This window comes from Roseovarius sp. A46 (assembly GCF_004126395.1).
Lineage (GTDB): Bacteria > Pseudomonadota > Alphaproteobacteria > Rhodobacterales > Rhodobacteraceae > Roseovarius > Roseovarius nitratireducens.
On the sequence record NZ_PVWS01000047.1, the window covers coordinates 1 to 17,049 of the forward strand.

At 63.8% G+C, this 17,049-nt stretch carries 15 protein-coding genes, 1 tRNA gene and 3 pseudogenes; 11 read left to right on the forward strand and 8 right to left on the reverse strand.

Translation table 11 applies throughout. From position 1 onward, the window contains the following. The 4 genes and pseudogenes from C6W92_RS16445 to C6W92_RS16455 form a co-directional block, all read right to left on the reverse strand. On the reverse strand, window positions 1-470 hold a 470-nt coding region (locus C6W92_RS16445; RefSeq protein WP_164989275.1), incomplete at its 3' end, for a site-specific DNA-methyltransferase. A 234-nt stretch (window positions 471-704) separates the two neighbouring features. Then, window positions 705-878 (reverse strand): annotated as a pseudogene (locus C6W92_RS18205) (integrase core domain-containing protein); the annotation flags it as partial. A gap of 16 nt (window positions 879-894) precedes the next feature. Next, on the reverse strand, window positions 895-2,178 hold the full coding sequence (locus C6W92_RS16450) for a tyrosine-type recombinase/integrase (protein ID WP_129435109.1): 1,284 nt from the start codon (window positions 2,176-2,178) through the stop codon (window positions 895-897). Window positions 2,179-2,329: 151 nt separating this feature from the next. Continuing rightward, a tRNA-Arg gene (locus C6W92_RS16455) sits at window positions 2,330-2,406 on the reverse strand. A gap of 118 nt (window positions 2,407-2,524) precedes the next feature. On the opposite strand from C6W92_RS16455, the gene C6W92_RS16460 reads away from it, so the two are divergent. From C6W92_RS16460 to fdhF, 6 genes are all read left to right on the forward strand, one after another. Beyond that, on the forward strand, window positions 2,525-3,550 hold the full coding sequence (locus C6W92_RS16460) for a LacI family DNA-binding transcriptional regulator (RefSeq protein WP_129435111.1): 1,026 nt from the start codon (window positions 2,525-2,527) through the stop codon (window positions 3,548-3,550). A gap of 90 nt (window positions 3,551-3,640) precedes the next feature. Continuing rightward, window positions 3,641-4,615: an NAD(P)-dependent oxidoreductase gene (locus tag C6W92_RS16465; protein ID WP_129435113.1), complete on the forward strand. Its 975-nt coding sequence runs from the start codon at window positions 3,641-3,643 to the stop codon at window positions 4,613-4,615. 75 nt (window positions 4,616-4,690) lie between these two features. Continuing rightward, a complete protein-coding gene (locus C6W92_RS16470; RefSeq protein WP_129435115.1) occupies window positions 4,691-5,779 on the forward strand; it encodes a calcium-binding protein in 1,089 nt (362 codons plus the stop codon). A gap of 167 nt (window positions 5,780-5,946) precedes the next feature. Further along, a complete protein-coding gene (gene rpsO / locus C6W92_RS16475) occupies window positions 5,947-6,216 on the forward strand; it encodes a 30S ribosomal protein S15 (RefSeq protein ID WP_104019722.1) in 270 nt (89 codons plus the stop codon). A 168-nt stretch (window positions 6,217-6,384) separates the two neighbouring features. Then, entirely contained in the window at window positions 6,385-8,517 is a 2,133-nt protein-coding gene (gene pnp / locus C6W92_RS16480; protein WP_129435117.1) for a polyribonucleotide nucleotidyltransferase, read from the forward strand. A 171-nt stretch (window positions 8,518-8,688) separates the two neighbouring features. Further along, complete coding sequence (gene fdhF, locus C6W92_RS16485) at window positions 8,689-11,463, forward strand: formate dehydrogenase subunit alpha (RefSeq protein ID WP_129435119.1); 2,775 nt, start codon at window positions 8,689-8,691, stop codon at window positions 11,461-11,463. A gap of 81 nt (window positions 11,464-11,544) precedes the next feature. Here the strand turns inward: fdhF and C6W92_RS16490 are convergent, their stop codons facing one another. Continuing rightward, the gene (locus tag C6W92_RS16490; protein WP_129435121.1) at window positions 11,545-12,204 is read right to left on the reverse strand and encodes an OmpA family protein; all 660 of its coding nucleotides are present in this window, start codon (window positions 12,202-12,204) and stop codon (window positions 11,545-11,547) included. 129 nt (window positions 12,205-12,333) lie between these two features. Between C6W92_RS16490 and C6W92_RS16495 the strand changes: the two genes are divergently transcribed. Beyond that, window positions 12,334-13,188, forward strand: a complete 855-nt coding sequence (locus tag C6W92_RS16495) for a DUF6782 family putative metallopeptidase (RefSeq protein WP_164989276.1) — start codon at window positions 12,334-12,336, stop codon at window positions 13,186-13,188. A 25-nt stretch (window positions 13,189-13,213) separates the two neighbouring features. On the opposite strand, the gene C6W92_RS16500 is transcribed toward C6W92_RS16495, so the two are convergent. After that, complete coding sequence (locus C6W92_RS16500) at window positions 13,214-14,047, reverse strand: bifunctional helix-turn-helix domain-containing protein/methylated-DNA--[protein]-cysteine S-methyltransferase (RefSeq protein ID WP_129435125.1); 834 nt, start codon at window positions 14,045-14,047, stop codon at window positions 13,214-13,216. Window positions 14,048-14,144: 97 nt separating this feature from the next. Here C6W92_RS16500 and nth point away from each other — a divergent pair, with 97 nt between their 5' ends. From nth to C6W92_RS18045, 4 genes and pseudogenes are all read left to right on the forward strand, one after another. Then, the gene (gene nth / locus C6W92_RS16505) at window positions 14,145-14,789 is read left to right on the forward strand and encodes an endonuclease III (RefSeq protein WP_129435127.1); all 645 of its coding nucleotides are present in this window, start codon (window positions 14,145-14,147) and stop codon (window positions 14,787-14,789) included. Then, window positions 14,786-15,772 carry an adenosine kinase gene (locus tag C6W92_RS16510; protein ID WP_129435129.1) on the forward strand — a complete coding sequence of 329 codons (987 nt, stop codon included), beginning with the start codon at window positions 14,786-14,788 and terminating at the stop codon, window positions 15,770-15,772. Before nth ends, C6W92_RS16510 begins: the two co-directional genes overlap by 4 nt. A 61-nt stretch (window positions 15,773-15,833) precedes the next feature. Further along, window positions 15,834-16,052, forward strand: a complete 219-nt coding sequence (locus C6W92_RS16515) for a DUF6471 domain-containing protein (protein ID WP_129435131.1) — start codon at window positions 15,834-15,836, stop codon at window positions 16,050-16,052. Between the two features lie 28 nt (window positions 16,053-16,080). Further along, window positions 16,081-16,233, forward strand: a pseudogene (locus C6W92_RS18045) (helix-turn-helix domain-containing protein); the annotation flags it as partial. A 20-nt stretch (window positions 16,234-16,253) separates the two neighbouring features. On the opposite strand, the pseudogene C6W92_RS18050 reads toward C6W92_RS18045, so the two are convergent. Both C6W92_RS18050 and C6W92_RS16535 read right to left on the reverse strand, forming a co-directional pair. Continuing rightward, window positions 16,254-16,358 (reverse strand): annotated as a pseudogene (locus C6W92_RS18050) (IS481 family transposase); the annotation flags it as partial. Window positions 16,359-16,415: 57 nt separating this feature from the next. Beyond that, a partial coding sequence (locus C6W92_RS16535; protein ID WP_164989277.1) for a transposase occupies window positions 16,416-17,049 on the reverse strand: 634 nt, incomplete at its 5' end.

Sequence of the window (17,049 nt, forward strand, 5' to 3'; positions counted from 1 at the left end):
CGATCGCTGTATTGCAGCTCTGACGGCGTGCGTGGTCGTGGCGCTGCCGTGACGAACTTGTCCCATAGTGCTTCCTTCCATTCCTGCGAAAGGATCACACCATCAAACCGTGGGATTGAACACCTAAGCGATTGCTCAAATCGCAAGAACCATGAGCGCAAAAAAGCGACTTCTTCTATCGAAAGAACTGTTGTCTTCACCTTGGAGACGAAGAGAGCCAATTCGTTAATGTCAGTACCGATGCAGCGACGGCCAGCCCGTAGGGCTTCGACGGCAGTTGTCCCTCCACCAATGAACGGATCGAGGACAATATCCCCCGGCTCTGAAAACGCTTCAATCACCGCCCGCGCGAACTGGGGCGAGAACCTGGCTGGATACCGATAGAACTTGTGTGTTGCGCCACTCACAGTGGATCGGTCGAGCGCTGCCTCCACTACCGATGACACTGCTTCGGCATTAAGATGGTTCACGTCCTGCCTCGCCTTTTTTGATGCAAGTATGTTTTAGAACGAGTGCCAGGTCAACACAGCCACCATATCTTGCGACGTTTTTTCCGTGCACGCAAGATATGCCTCGGTTCGAGGCAGACTAAGCGTCTGCATCAATCAACTGAAAGCCCAGATAGTCGCAGTGCCACGAGCACCTGGGGTAAGACCTGGTGGGTTTGAGCTGCTCCCGGATACTTGGACAGGGTCTGGCGTGATTTAAGCTACTCGTTGCCCTTGCTGATGGGGTTGGGATTCTTCGCTTCTCAGCGAATAGACCACGGCGGGTGGCCTGCCGGCAAGGGCCGCTTGTGGGCGTTTGTGGTTGTAGAAGGTCATCCATTTTAGAATGCTCGCCTTCGCCTCTGATCCCGTCTCCCACGCATGCAGGTAAGGGGATGACCTTCACTCATAGCGCCACCCGCTGAATCTGCGCCTGTCGGAAGCGCAGATCGCCGCCAGAGCCATACCGCTCGCGCCCGAGCGCGTGTCCGAGGAAATCCCGGCGCAGGCGCTCGTCGATGCCCGCCTCCAGCATCCTGTCCTCGAAGGAATGCCGCAGGCAGTAGAGCGTGTGCTGCGGCGTCTCCATCAGCCCGTTCTCGCGCAGATACTTGTTCACCGTCTGGCTCAGCCCCGGCTTGTCATAGTAGCGCGGGAAGCCGTTGGGAAAGGCGCGCATCGCTTCCAGCGAGACACCGGCGAGCGGAATGACACGTTCCGAGTTGCGTGTCTTGAGCGCGCGGCGCTTCTCCCCGTCGATCTGCGGGCGCACGTCGATATGGGGCACCGCATGATCAAGCCGAATATCCGCGGCCTGCAGCCCCGCCGCTTCCGAGGGGCGCAGCCCGGTATTGACCATGAGCAGCACGATACCCCTTGCCTGGTCGTTCAGCCCACGCAGGTTGTCCCCTTCCACCAGAACCCGCTTAATCCACTCGGTGCTGAACGGTTTGCGGGTGACTTCGCCCTGGGATTTGAAACCCCAGTCACTCAAGGGGAGGTCGAGACCAAGCATGCGCATCTTGTTCACCCGGCGCAGGACCGTACCGAAGAACATGATCTGCTTGTTGGCGGTCTCCACCTTGATCTCGCCCCGCTCGATGCGCCTCCAATACCATTCGCGGAGCTCCATCATGTGATCTGCTGAGAGCCGCTCGATCTCGATGTCACCAATCACATCGACGAAGTTCCTGATGGCCCGCTTGAAGCTGTTGGCCCAGACCCGGCGCTGGTTCGGGCTCTTGGCAGCCGCCTCGTCCTTGGTCAGCTCCCAGAAGATTTCCAGGCACTCTGTGATGGTGGTCCCGGGCTCTTTGACGGCCCCGAGAAAGGCCCTGCCTTTGCGGTCGTCGATCGTGCCATCGGGACGCATCGCGGCCTCGACCCGGGCCACGATCTCGTCGAGGGGCAGTTCGGCAATCCTGTTGGCGGGTAGAAACTCGTAGCCCCGGGCCTGCGCCAGGTCGCGGGCCGCCGCGTAACGCTCCCGGGCGATGTCGGTGTCACCACGGAGCAGGGCTTCCCATTGCGCCACCAGGTTTTTCCAGACCTCTTCTTCCTTGCGGCGTGCCTCGGTGAGGCTGTCTGTTTTGAGCGAAACGTAGACGACCTTGCGCTCTTCGACGCCCGCGTAGCGTTTCGGCACGCGGCGGCGGAGATGGTAGGTGGACCCGCGGAGATGAATCGGCATGGTGCTAAGCTGTCTTAAAGTGGTATGCTAAGCAAGTATTTGTGCAGCAAAATGTGCAGCAAAAGTGCAATCAGTTGATGGTGATTTCGCGCGGTATTTTCCGATAATTGTTTAAATTCAGAGGGTAAGATGGAGTGTCGCGTTTGACCTCTGGCGACCCCGGCAGGATTCGAACCTGCAACCTGCCCCTTAGGAGGGGGCTGCTCTATCCAGTTGAGCCACGGGGCCTTGGGGCGGGGGTCTAGCGGCTCGGGCGGGGTTTGTCATCGGGGTTTTCGCTCTGGCTTGATCGCGGAGGTACGATCGGGCTAAGTGAGGACATGCTTTTCCTTTCCGGACCACGGTCTTGAACCCACCCGACCACCATCCATTGACCCTGCGCGACGTCTCGGAGGCGGCGGGCGTGTCGGAGATGACCGTGAGCCGCGTGTTGCGCAACAAGCGCGACGTGTCCGAGGCCACGCGCCTGCGCGTGCTGGAGGCGGCGCGGCGGCTGGGATACGTGCCCAACAAGATCGCGGGTGCGCTGGCGAGTCAGCGGGTCAACCTCGTGGCGGTGATCATCCCGTCGATGTCCAACATGGTGTTTCCCGAGGTGATGACCGGGATTACCGGCGTGCTGGAGGAAACCGGGCTTCAGCCGGTGGTGGGGCTGACGGGTTATCGTCCTGAAAAGGAAGAGAAAGTTCTATATGAAATGCTGTCATGGCGGCCCGCCGGGGTGATCATCGCGGGGCTGGAGCATTCCGAGGCGAGCCGCGCCATGCTGCGCGCGAGCGGCATTCCGGTGGTCGAGATCATGGACGTGGACGGCACGCCGATCGATTCCGTGGTGGGCATTTCGCACAGGCGCGCCGGGCAGCAGATGGCGCAGGCGATCACCCGCGCGGGCTATCGCCGGATCGGCTTCATGGGCACCAAGATGCCGCTCGACCACCGCGCGCGCAAACGTTTCGAGGGGTTCACAGAGGCGTTGGCCAAGGCCGGAATCGAGATGGCCGATCACGAGTTCTATTCCGGCGGCTCGGCGCTGGCCAAGGGGCGCGAGATGACCGCCGAGATGCTCCGCCGCTCGCCTGACCTGGATTTCCTTTATTATTCCAATGACATGATCGGGGCGGGCGGGCTACTCTACCTGCTCGAACAGGGCGTGGATATCCCCGGCCGGATCGGGCTTGCGGGGTTCAACGGGGTCGAGCTGCTCGATGGTCTGCCGCGCCGTCTGGCGACGATGGACGCTTGCCGGCTCGAGATCGGGCGCAAGGCCGCCGAGATCATCGCTGCACAAGCCTCCGGCCCCGAGGCGCGCGAGCGGGTGCGTATCGCGCTGGAGCCGCGGCTCGAGCCGGGGGATACGCTGCGGGTGCCCTGAAGGCCCCGGTCGGGCGGTGAAATTTCCCCTTTGATTTTCACGAGAGAATCGCGAAAGGCTGGCAAATCACATTATTGCCGGGAGGGGCACATGCGGATCGGATTCATCGGGCTGGGAAATGTCGGGGGCAAGCTGGCCGGGAGCCTCTTGCGCAACGGCCACGACCTGCAGGTTCACGACCTGAACCGGGAGGTTCGCGACGGCTTTGCCGCGCGGGGCTGCAAGGTTTCGTCAACCCCCGCGCAGATGATGCGCGACTGCGAGGCGGTCATCACCTGCCTGCCGTCGCCCGCGGCGAGCGCGGCGGTGATGGAGGAAATGCTGCCCGAGGTGGCACCCGGCAAGATATGGATGGAGATGTCCACCACCGACGCCGCCGAGATCACCCGCCTGGGCGGCATGGTGATCGAGCGCGGCGGGGCGGCGGTGGATTGCCCGGTCTCGGGTGGTTGTCACCGGGCGGCGACGGGCAATATCTCGATCTTTGCGGGCTGCGACCGCGCCACGTTCGAGCGCATCCTGCCGCTGCTGACGACGCTGGGGCGGCGGGTGCTGCATACCGGCGAGCTGGGCAGCGCCTCGGTGCTGAAGGTCATGACCAACTACCTCGCGACCGCCAACCTGCTGTCGATCTGCGAGGCGCTGGTGACGATGAAGGCGGCGGGGATGGACCTTGCCACCACCTATGAGGCGATCCGGATCAGTTCGGGCACGTCCTTCGTCCACGAGACGGAGAGCCAGGTGATCCTCAACGGCTCGCGCGATATCAATTTCACCATGGACCTGGTGATGAAGGATATCGGCCTGTTCCAGTCCATCGCCGAGCGCGCGGGCGTACCGCTGGAAATCTCGCCGATGATGATCGACATCTTCCGCGACGGGATGGCGCGCTATGGCGCGCGGGCGCAATCGGACGACATCATCCGGCGGCTGGAGGAGGCTACGGGGCTCGACATCACGGCACCGGGGTTTCCGGCGGATATGGTCGATGACGAACCCGAGGAGCCGGGCTACGAGGTTTATCCGCCGGGCCGTGCCCCTGAGGCAGTCGCCAAGGAGCATTAACCAGCCTGCCAGATATATGTTGCCTGTTGCGTGCAGCGGGTGGCATTCTCGTGCGGTGGTGCGCGAGGTTTTGTGATGTTGTTTATTGCGAGTCTTCTGGGGATGGCCGCCTTTGGGGCCACGGCGTTTGTCGGGCTTGGCGGTGAGACGGACGACGCGTCGGCAGACGGGTCCGAAACCGGCAACGGGAGCGATGCGTCCGGTTCGGACGTAGCCGTCTCTGGCGATGGATCGGACCTGTTGAACGCGGTACTGGATGCGGTGGCGGATGACGGCATCGCCACGCAAGACGTGGTCGACAGTGAAAGCGGGCCCGAAGACACCGACGCGGCAACGGGGTGGCAAATCGTTGATGGCACGGACGTTGCCGAGACCATCACCGGCGGCGACGATCCCGAGATGATCGGCGGACGCGGCGGAGCGGACGTGATCGACGGGAACGGTGGTGCGGATGAGTTGCGCGGTGGCGACGGTGATGACGAATTGCGCGGTGGCGCGGGCGATGACACGCTGCACGGCGAGGACGGGGCCGATACGCTCGATGGCGAGGCGGGCGACGACCGGCTGTTCGGGCACAACGGCGATGACATACTGTCGGGCGGCGACGGCGATGACAGCCTCGTGGGCAGCGCCGGGAACGATACGCTCTCGGGCGGGGAGGGTGACGACGCGCTGCACGGCGACCTCGACGATGACCGGCTGGATGGCGGCATGGGGTCGGACACGCTGTTTGGCGGGCATGGCGATGATACGGTGACGGGGATCGTGGACGACCCGGCGACGGGTGGCATCGACGATACCGATACCGGACGCGATTACCTCAACGGCGGCGGTGGCGACGACGTGATCGTGGCGGGGCGCGGCGATATCGTGACCACCGGCGGTGGGTCCGACACGGTGATGCTGGGCGACTGGCTCGACGCCGATCACCAGGCGGAAATCCTCGGTTTTTCGGCGGCGGACGACATGCTTATGGTGTTTCATGACGCACCGGAGGGGGCGGAGCCCGAGATCACTCTCGAACCGGATGCCGACGATCCGGCGGCGCAGCGCCTGCTGCTCGACGGTATCGAGATCGCGCGCATTGCCGATGCCGAGGGGCTGACGCTTGACCATGTCGCGCTGGTGGCGCAGGTGCAGATGCCGGTGCTGACCGCCGGGTGAGGCGGTGGTGATCGCGGGCCTTGCCCGGGGCGGATTCATGCTTTTCTTTCGCGCGCAGTTGGCCTATACGCGCGAGACCCCCCGGCGCGGCAACGTGGCGGGGAAACGGACCTTGCTGGACGACATCCCGGCTTGTGCCCGCAACCCCCGGACCGAAGGAGAGACCGATGTCGATCACTGTCGAAGAGAAATCCCGCGTTATCAAGGACTTTGCGACCAAGGAGGGCGATACCGGCTCTCCCGAAGTACAGGTCGCCATCCTGACCTCGCGGATCACCACCCTGACCGAGCATTTCAAGACCCACAAGAAGGACAACCACGGGCGCCGTGGCCTTCTGAAGATGGTCGCACAGCGACGCAAGCTGCTGGATTACCTGCGCGGCAAGAACGAGGACCGCTATCGCGACCTCATCAAGCGCCTCGGCATCCGCCGCTGACACCATAAGCCGCGCCCCCAACGGGGCGCGGTTTTCGCATGATCCGATTGCGGCCCGGACCGGCCTTCGCCGGTGTCGCAGGATGAACACGAGAGGGCCGTGGGGCATGGGGCCCCGCAAGAAACGGGCCGCGCGGGATACGCCCGGCGGGCCAAGCTAGGAAACGTGATGTTTACTGAGACGAAAAAATCGATGCAGTGGGGGGAGGAAACCCTCACTCTTGAAACCGGCAAGATCGCCCGTCAGGCGGACGGGTCGGTGATTGCCACCCTTGGCGAGACGTCGGTCATGGCCAACGTGACCTTTGCCAAGGAACCCAAGCCGGGACTGGATTTCTTCCCGCTGACGGTCCATTACCAAGAAAAATACTATGCCGCGGGCAAGGTGCCCGGCGGCTTTTTCAAGCGCGAGGCGCGCCCGTCGGAGAAGGAAACGCTGACCGCGCGCCTGATCGACCGGCCGATCCGCCCGCTCTTTGTGCCCGGCTTCAAGCATGAGACGCTGGTGATGTGCACCGTGCTGAGCCATGACCTCGTCAACGACCCGGACATGGTGGCAATGATCGCCACCTCCGCCGCGCTGACAATCTCGGGTGCGCCGTTCCGCGGGCCGATCGGCGGCTGCCGCGTGGGGTATGCGGATGGCGAATACATCCTCAACCCCGAGATCGACGACATGCACGAGCTGCGCAACAACCCCGAGCAGCGGCTCGACCTGGTTGTCGCGGCCACGCGCGACGCGGTGATGATGGTCGAATCCGAGGCCTATGAGCTGTCGGAAGAGGAGATGCTCGGCGCCGTGACTTTCGCGCATGAGCAGATCAAGCCGGTCTGCGACATGATCGTGGAGTTCGCCGAGGAATGTGCCAAGGAGCCGTTCGACTTTACCCCGCCGGATTACTCGGAGCTTTTCGCCGCCGTCAAAGCCGCCGGTGAAGAGCAGATGCGCGCCGCCTTTGCCATTCGCGACAAGCAGGAGCGCACGCACGCGATCTCTGCTGCGAAAGAGGCGATCAAGGCGCAATTGAGCGAGGAACAGCTTGAGGATGCCAACCTCGGCGCCGCGCTCAAGAAGCTCGAGTCGGTGGTGCTGCGTGGCGACGTGGTGAAGAACGGCAACCGGATCGACGGTCGTCGTCTGGATGAGATTCGCCCCATCGCCTGCGAGACCGGCCTACTGCCGCGCACGCATGGCTCGGCGCTTTTCACCCGTGGCGAGACGCAGGGCCTGGTGGTCACGACGCTCGGCACCGGCGATGACGAGCAATTCGTCGATGCGCTGCATGGCAACTTCAAGTCCAACTTCCTGCTGCACTACAACTTCCCGCCCTACTCGGTCGGCGAGGCGGGGCGCGTCGGTCCTCCGGGTCGGCGCGAGATCGGTCACGGCAAGCTCGCGTGGCGCGCGCTTCAGGCGGTGCTGCCGCCGGCGACCGATTTCCCCTACACGATCCGGCTGGTTTCCGAGATCACGGAATCGAACGGGTCATCGTCGATGGCCTCGGTCTGTGGCGGGTCGCTGTCGATGATGGATGCGGGCGTGCCGCTCAAGACGTCCGTCGCGGGCGTGGCGATGGGCCTCGTGCTGGAGGAAGACGGCTCTTACGCGGTGCTGTCGGACATCCTCGGTGACGAGGACCATCTCGGCGACATGGATTTTAAGGTCGCGGGCACTGCCGAGGGCATCACGTCCTTGCAGATGGACATCAAGGTCGCGGGGATCACCCCCGAGATCATGCGCGTCGCGCTTGCACAGGCCAAGGAAGGCCGGATGCACATCCTGGGCGAGATGGACAAGGCGCTCTCGGGTGCCAACGAGTTCAGCGTCCATGCCCCGCGCATCGAGACCATGCAGATCCCCACCGACAAGATCCGTGAAGTGATCGGCTCTGGCGGCAAGGTGATCCGCGAGATCGTCGAGGTCTCGGGGGCCAAGGTCGACATCAACGATGAGGGAACCATCAAGATCGCCTCGCCCAACGGCGACGCCATCCAGAAGGCCTATGACATGATCTACTCGATCGTGGCCGAGCCCGAGGAAGGCAAGATCTACAAGGGTACCGTCGTCAAGATCGTCGATTTCGGCGCGTTCGTGAACTTCTTTGGCAAGCGCGACGGTCTGGTGCATGTGAGCCAGATCGAGAACCGCCGCCTGAACCATCCCTCCGACGTGCTCAAGGAGGGCCAGGAGGTCTGGGTCAAGCTGCTGGGCTTTGACGATCGCGGCAAGGTCCGCCTGTCGATGAAGGTCGTGGACCAGGAGACCGGCGAAGAAGCGAAAAGCGAGGAAGCGGCGGACTGATCCGCCCACCGCTCACTTGATTGCATCGGCGCGCCGCGGGAGACCGCGGCGCGTTTTGCTTTGGTGTCTCCCGGTGGCGCGGTGGCGCAAAACCGCGTGCTTGTGTCGGGATTGACAGTCCCGGTTTGCCGCACCCATGTTTTATAAGCTGCGAGGCAAGGGAGGCGCGCCATGGCCCAGACGATCCGATTGACGCTCGATGGCCGCGAGGTCGAGGCCGAGGCTGGCCAGACCATCTGGGAGGTGGCCAATGGCCGCGGCCTGGTGATCCCCCACCTTTGCCACAAACCGGCACCCGGATACCGCCCCGACGGCAATTGCCGCGCCTGCATGGTCGAGGTCGAGGGCGAGCGCGTCCTGGTGGCCTCGTGCATCCGCGAGGCGCGCGATGGCATGGTGGTGACAACCGATTCCGCGCGGGCGACAGGCGCGCGCAAAATGGTGGTCGAGATGCTGCTCGCCGATCAGCCCGAGCGTGACGTGTCGCATGACGCGTCGAGCCACCTGTGGGATATGGCCGAGGCCAATGGCGTGAGCCACAGCCGCTTTCCAAAGGTGGAGAAGGACCGCGTGCCGCTGCTCGACGACAGCCACGTGGCGATGCGCGTCAATCTGGATGCCTGCATCCAGTGCAACCTGTGTGTGCGCGCCTGCCGCGAGGTGCAGGTCAATGACGTGATCGGCATGGCGGGGCGCGGTCATGACGCCTATCCGGTGTTCGATTTTGACGACCCGATGGGCGAGAGCACCTGCGTGGCCTGCGGCGAATGTGTGCAAGCCTGCCCAACCGGCGCGCTGATGCCCGCCTCGGTGATGGACGACCAGCAGCAGGGCGACAGCGCCGATTACGACGAGGAGGTGCAAAGCGTCTGCCCGTTCTGCGGGGTGGGCTGCCAGGTCTCGCTCAAGGTCAAGGATGGCCGCGTCAAATATGTCGATGGCATCAACGGCCCCGCGAACGAGGGGCGGCTGTGCGTCAAGGGGCGTTTCGGCTATGACTATATCCACCACCCGCACCGCCTGACCAAGCCGCTGATCCGCCGCGAGGACGCGCCCGAGAAGGGCCTGAATGTCGATCCCGGCAACTGGCATCAGTTCTTCCGCGAGGCGGACTGGGACGAGGCGCTTGATATCGCTGCGGGTGGCCTCGGGCGGCTCAAGGATACGCATGGTGGGGCGAGCATCGCCGGTTTTGGCAGCGCCAAGTGCACCAATGAAGAGGCGTATCTGTTCCAGAAATTCATCCGCCAGGGCTTTGGCCACAACAACGTGGATCACTGCACGCGGCTGTGCCACGCCTCTTCGGTTTCGGCGCTGATCGAGAATGTCGGCTCGGGCGCGGTCACCGCCACGTTCAACGAGATCGAGAATGCCGACGTGGCCATCGTCATCGGTGCCAACCCGATCGAGAACCACCCCGTCGCCGCCACCTATTTCAAGCAGTTCACCAAGCGCGGCGGCAAGCTCATCGTGATGGACCCGCGCGGTGTCGGGCTGCGCCGGTTTGCCACGCACATGCTTCAGTTCAAGCCGGGCGCGGATGTCTCGATGCTCAACGCGATCTGCCATGTGATCGTCGAGGAGGGGCTCTACGACCAGCAATATATCGAGGCCTTCACCGAGAATTGGGAGGCCGAGAAAGAGCATCTCGCGCAGTTCCCGCCCGAGAAAATGGAGGCGATCTGCGGCATCCCCGCCGAGACACTGCGCGCCGTGGCGCGCGAGTTTGCCGGGGCCAAGGCCGGCATGATTTTCTGGGGCATGGGGATTTCGCAGCATATTCACGGCACCGACAATTCGCGCTGTCTGATCTCATTGGCGCTGATGTGCGGTCATGTGGGTCGGCCGGGCACCGGGCTGCACCCTCTGCGCGGCCAGAACAACGTACAGGGCGCGTCGGATGCGGGGCTCGTGCCGATGTTCCTGCCCGATTATCAGACGGTGACCGATGACGGCGTGCGCAATGCCTTTACCGAAGTGTGGCAATCCGGCGATTTCAGCGCCGAGAAGGGCCTCACCGTAACCGAGATCATGGACGCGGTGCACGCGGACGCGATCAGGGGCATGTACATCCTGGGCGAGAACCCGGCGATGTCCGACCCGGACGTGGAGCACGCCCGCGATGCGCTCGCCAAGCTAGAGCATCTGGTGGTGCAGGATATCTTCCTGACAGAGACGGCGAACTATGCCGACGTGATCCTGCCTGCCTCTGCCTTCTACGAGAAGTCCGGCACGGTTACCAACACCAACCGGCAGGTGCAGATGGGCCGCCTCGCGGTCCGCCCCCCGGGCGAGGCGCGCGAGGATTGGGCGATCACGATGGCGCTGGCCAACCGGATGGGGCTTGGCTGGCAGTATGACAGCCCGGCGGACGTGTTTGCCGAGATGAAGATCAACATGCGCTCGCTCGACAATATCACCTGGGAGCGGCTGGAACGCGAGAACGCCGTCACCTACCCATGCAAGACGCCCGATGGCCCGGGTGAGGCGGTGGTGTTCGGCGACGGCTTCCCGCGGCCCGAGGGGCGGGCGCGCTTTACCCCCGCCTCGATCATCCCGCCCGATGACGTGCCGGACGCCGATTACCCGATGGTGCTGACCACGGGCCGACAGTTGGAGCACTGGCACACCGGCTCGATGACCCGGCGTGCCAGCGTGCTCGACGCGGTGGAGCCCGAGGCCAACTGCTCGATGCATCCCTCGACCCTGCGCAAGATGGGGGTGGAGCCGGGCGGCATGGTGCAACTGACCACCAAGCGCGGCTCGATCCGGATCATGGCGCGCGCCGATCGCGCGATCGCGCCGGACATGGTGTTTTTGCCCTTCGCCTATGTCGAGGCGGCGGCCAACATCCTGACCAATCCGGCGCTTGACCCGTATGGCAAGATCCCCGAGTTCAAGTACTCGGCGGTGCGTGTCGAGCCAGTCGAGGTCGCGGCGGAATAAGCGACGGGGGCGGCTCGATGGACCGCCCCCGCTTCATCTTGCCAAAAATATCCATTTGCTTTGCGTCGGGGCAGCGCCCGCTCAGGCGTTTGGCAGGATCACGATTTCCACCCGGCGGTTCTGTCGCTTGCCCTCGGAGGTGAGGTTCGACGCCACTGGCTGAGACTCGCCGCGGCCATAGGCGCGGACGCGACCGTAGGACACGCCCCCCTGCCGAAGCACGTCGGCCACCGCGTCGGCGCGGCGCTCCGAGAGGCTCTGGTTGTAGCTGGCCGCGCCGTCGCTGTCGGTATGGCCCACCACCTGAACCGTGGTGTCGGGATACCGCTGCAGGCTGTTGGCCACCTTGAACAGATCGTCGCGCAAGACCGGCGTCACCCTGGCGCTGTCGACGTCAAAGAGGATGTCCTGCGGCATGGTCAGGATAAGCCGGTCGCCGGTATTGACGATGCGCACGTCGTCGTCGAGTTGCTGGCGCAGCTCGGCTTCCTGCTTATCGAGCGCGTTGCCGATGGCCGCGCCGCCCGCGGCACCGAGGATGCCGCCGATCACGGCTCCCTTGCCCTTGTCGTCGCTGACGATGGCGCCGGTGCCCGCGCCGAGGATGCCGCCCAGGATCGCGCCCTGCTTGGTCTTCTGGTTGGGGTCCTGGCCGGCGACATAGCCCGGATCGGTGCAAGCCGTGACCAGTAGCAGTGCCGTGCCGGAAAGAAGAAGGATCGGAGTGCGTGTCCGGATCATGATGAATGCCTCATTGGTTGTTGTGCACGATACATCGGGTCTGAGGTGATGATATGCAATAACGCATCCGCTCCGAATGCATAATCGGGCGGAATCGGCAGCGAGCCGCGCGCCCCGCCGGCCCCTGGCATGGTTCCGGTGCGGACGCGACAGTCGCGCATTGAGTTTTGCGGGCTGTGCGGCAATCCTGATTTGATGAAACGGGTGCTCCTGTCTGTGATTCTCCTGCTGATCCTTGGATCGGTCCCGCCCGCATTCGCGGCTGCTCCGCCGAGCTGTCTTGCTGCGCCGTACCATAGCGCCGCGACGTCAGATCAGCGGCGGCTGGTGAAAGAGGTGGCGGCGTTGCGCGCCGCATTGCGGGATTTCCCCTCGCTTCTCGAGGTTTTGGACAGCCGTCGGCCTGCGATCTGCCTGTCGGACGACCTGATCGAGGCGAGAGCCTATTACGAGCCGGAAACGAACCGCATCGTGTTCGCCTCCGGTATGGGGGCCGGGCTGACACTCGCGATGCTCGTGCACGAGCTCCGCCACCTTTACCAGTTTTCCGGCGACATCTGCCCGTCCGACAATCTGGCCATGAAGGAATATGCGCGTGGGGTCTTCGCCATGGAGGCGGATGCCAATGTCGTCAGCCTGATGGTTGCTTGGAAGCTGCGATCCGGCGGAGATCCGCGGATGTGGCGCGCGCTCGAGACATGGCCGATGACGGCGGATATCGCCGTGCGGTTTGCAGAGAGAATGACCGCGACAGGCAATGTCCCTGCCGCAGCGGCGGCGGCCTTTGATCAATGGTATGCCTTGGACATCCGGCGGGAGAAATACTACGTCGCGGCGTGCAGCGACTATCTTGAACGAAGCGACCGGGCGCATGCGCTGCCCTCTTATCAGTCCTTGCCAGCGGATTTTCTGCCGCGGCTCTGCCTCTTGCCCGATGGCAGCACATATCCTTGCATCGAGGCTGAGGGCGCGCTCGAGAGATAGCCGCGTCGGGTGTTCCGTCTCCGATCTATCCCTCGGCCTGCGCGCTTTCCCGCGCGAGCATCGCGCGTTTGACCGGCAGGCCCCAGTGATAGCCGCCCAGTCCGCCCGACTTGCGCAGTGCGCGGTGGCAGGGGATGAGCAGGCTCACCGGGTTGCGCCCCACGGCGGTGCCCACGGCGCGCACGGCGCGCGGATGGCCGATGGCGCGGGCGATTTCGGAATAGGTGGTGACATGACCGGACGGGATATTGAGCAGCGCCTCCCAGACCTTGATGCCGAAAGGAGGGCCGATCATGTGCAGCCTGGCCTCGCCCCGCCCGGAAAAACCCGCCTTGACCCAGGGCGCGATGGCGGCAGGGTCCTCGGCATAGTCGGCCTCCGGCCAGCGCGCGCGCAGGTCTGTCATGGCCGCCTCGCGTCCTATCTCGCTGGCAAAGGCCAACCCGCACAGCCCACGATCCGTGCCCATCGCCAGGGCCTCGCCGAAGGGGCTGTCGAACCAGCCGTAACGGATGCTGAGCCCCGCCCCGCGGCGGGCGAATTCGCCGGGGCTCATCGCCTCCCAGCGCAGGAACAGGTCATGCAACCGCCCCGATCCCGACAAGCCTGCCGCTTGCGCCGCCTCCAGCGTGGTGAATCGCTCGGCCAGCAGCGTCCGCGCGTGGCCAAGCGCGAGGTATTGCCGGTAGCGCTTGGGCGAGACGCCGACCCATGCCGAGAAGAGCCGCTGGAAATGCGCGGGGCTCATGCCCATTTCGCCCGCGAGATCGTCGAGCGGGAGGTCCGAGTCCGTCGCGTCGATCAGATCGATGGCGCGGCGAATGACGTTGTAGTGATAGCTCTGGTCGAGATCGGTCATCGGCATTTCCTGACAGCTTTGCCACAAGATAAGCGGCGCGTGCGTCCCCCGCGACCCGAATGTTGCGCATCCCGCGAAATCCCGGCATTAAGCTGCCATGGCGCGCCAGCTCGATTACCACACGATCCGCGAGATATTCACCCGCTTTCAGGCCGCCGAGCCAGAGCCAAGGGGCGAGTTGGCGCATGTCAATGCCTATACGCTCGTCGTCGCGGTTGCCCTCTCGGCACAGGCCACGGATGCCGGTGTGAACAAGGCCACCCGCGATCTCTTCGAGGTGGCTGACACGCCGCAAAAGATGCTGGACCTGGGCGAGGAGGGCCTGATCGCGCATATCAGGACAATCGGGCTCTACCGCAACAAGGCCCGCAACGTGATGAAGCTCAGCCGCATTCTCGTGGACGAGTATGGCGGCGAGGTGCCCAATTCCCGCGCCGCGCTGCAATCGCTGCCCGGCGTGGGGCGCAAGACCGCCAACGTGGTGCTCAACATGTGGTGGGGCTACCCGGCGCAGGCGGTGGATACGCATATCTTCCGCGTCGGTAACCGCAGCGGCATCTGCCCGGGCAAGAACGTCGACGCGGTCGAGCGCGCCATCGAGGACAACGTACCGGTGGATTTCCAACGCCACGCGCATCACTGGCTGATCCTGCACGGGCGCTATGTCTGCAAGGCCCGCAAGCCCGCCTGTGGTACCTGTCTCATCCGTGATCTCTGTTTATTCGAGGACAAGACCCTATGACCAAGTATCAGGCCGTCGGCATCGGCAACGCCGTGGTGGACGTGATCAGCCAATGCGACGACGCCTTTCTCGCCCGGATGGGGATCGACAAGGGCGTGATGCAGTTGATCGAGACCGAACGCGCCGAGTTTCTCTACGAGAACATGACCGACCGGCAGCAAATGCCGGGTGGGTCGGTCGCAAACACGATCGCGGGGCTGGGGGCGCTGGGCCTCTCGACCGGGTTCATCGGGCGGGTGAGCGACGACGCGCTGGGCCGGTTCTATGCCGATGCGATGGCCGACGTGGGCACCGATTTCGTCAACGCACCGCGCGGTGACGGCGATCTTCCCACCTCGCGCTCGATGATCTTCGTGACGTCCGATGGCGAACGGTCGATGAACACCTATCTCGGCATCTCGACCGAACTGGACGAGGGCGACGTGCCGGAGGCGGTGGCGGGGCAGGCGGGGCTATTGTTCCTGGAGGGCTATCTCTTCGACAAGCCCAAGGGTAAGGCGGCGTTCGAACAGGCCGCACGGGCGGCGCGGGCGGGTGGCGGCCGCGCCGGCATCACGCTGTCGGACCCGTTCTGCGTGGACCGCCACCGCAACGATTTTCGCGGGCTGCTGCGCGAACTGGATTTCGTGATCGGCAACGAGCACGAGTGGCGCGCGCTCTACGAGACCGATGACCTGGGTGCGGCGCTGGAACAGGCGGCGGGCGAAAGCGGCCTCATCGTCTGCACCCGCTCGGGCCACGACGTGGTGCTGGTCGAGGGCGACGAGACGGTCACGGTGCCGGTGCACGCGGTGACGCCAGTGGATACGACCGGCGCGGGCGATCAGTTTGCCGCAGGGTTTCTCTACGGCCTCGCCACCGGACAACCGCTGGACGTGGCCGGACGCATGGGCTGCATCGCGGCGGCGGAGGTGATCGGCCATTACGGTGCCAGACCCGAGGCCGATGTCAGGGCGCTGTTTGCCGCCGAGGGGCTGATCTGAGCGACGGGGTGCGCCCCCGGCGGAGGTCGGCTCCTCGCATTCCCGAGATTTAGGGTGATACATGCTGACGCAGACCGAATGGGAGATGAAGGGGGCAAACCTTCTGAAGGCAGAGTTGAAGCGTAAGGGGGTGACTTACGCGCGGCTTGTTGAGAGACTTGCTGATATTGGAATCAGTCAGAAAGAGGTGAACGTCGCGAACAAGCTGTCCAGAGGGAAGTTTTCAGCGGCGTTTTTATTGCAATGTCTAGGTGTTCAATCCCACGGTTTGATGGTGTGATCCTTTCGCAGGAATGGAAGGAAGCACTATGGGACAAGTTCGTCACGGCAGCGCCACGACCACGCACGCCATCAGAGCTGCAATACAGCGATCGCAGGCTTCGCTCTCGGAGTTGAGCCGGGATTTGGGGATCAACCCCAAGACGGTTGCGAAGTGGCGGAAGCGCCAGACGGTTGAGGATCAGAAGACCGGCCCGAGNTTGATCCCCAACTCCCGGCTCAACTCCGAGAGCGAAGCCTGCGATCGCTGTATTGCAGCTCTGACGGCGTGCGTGGTCGTGGCGCTGCCGTGACGAACTTGTCCCATAGTGCTTCCTTCCATTCCTGTGAAAGGATCACACCATCAAACCGTGGGATTGAACACCTAGAGCGTGTTGCGTTCAATTGGTTTCATAACCAGCGGCTTTGAAGAAGTTGTAGCATTCCTTGTCGGTGAAGAGATCACAGGCGTGTCCAACGGCGCGCCAGAGATGGTCGTAGGTCCGTGCAGCAGCTCTTCGGATAAGTGCCTTGAGCTTTTTGCGAAGGCCATCTCGATCGGGTTCAGATCGGGGCTGTAGGGCGGCAGGAACAGGAACCATGCGCCGACCGCGCGCATGGCCTTGGCCGCCTTGGGGCTTTTGTGGGATGACAAATTGTCCAGAATGATCACATCGCCGGTGTGCAGAGTCGGGGCGAGCTGGGTCTCGACATAAAGCTCGAAGAGGTCGCGGTTCATCGCGCCATTGATGACCCATGGCGCATCCAAACGGTCGTGGCGCGATGCGGCGATGAATGTCTGGGTGTTCCAGTGGCCGAAAGGCGCATGACAGGTCAGGCGCGTCCCCTTGGGAGACCAGCCTGTGGTTTTGGCCATGTTCGTCTTGAGCGAGTGGCCTGCCACTGAACTTTCATCCAGCCGGAACCGGAGCCCTTTGGGTTGATACGCCGACAGGCGCAGGTGGAGCAACCGACAGATGCGCGGAGCTTTCAGGTGGCGCAGCGCGGCTGTTGGTTGC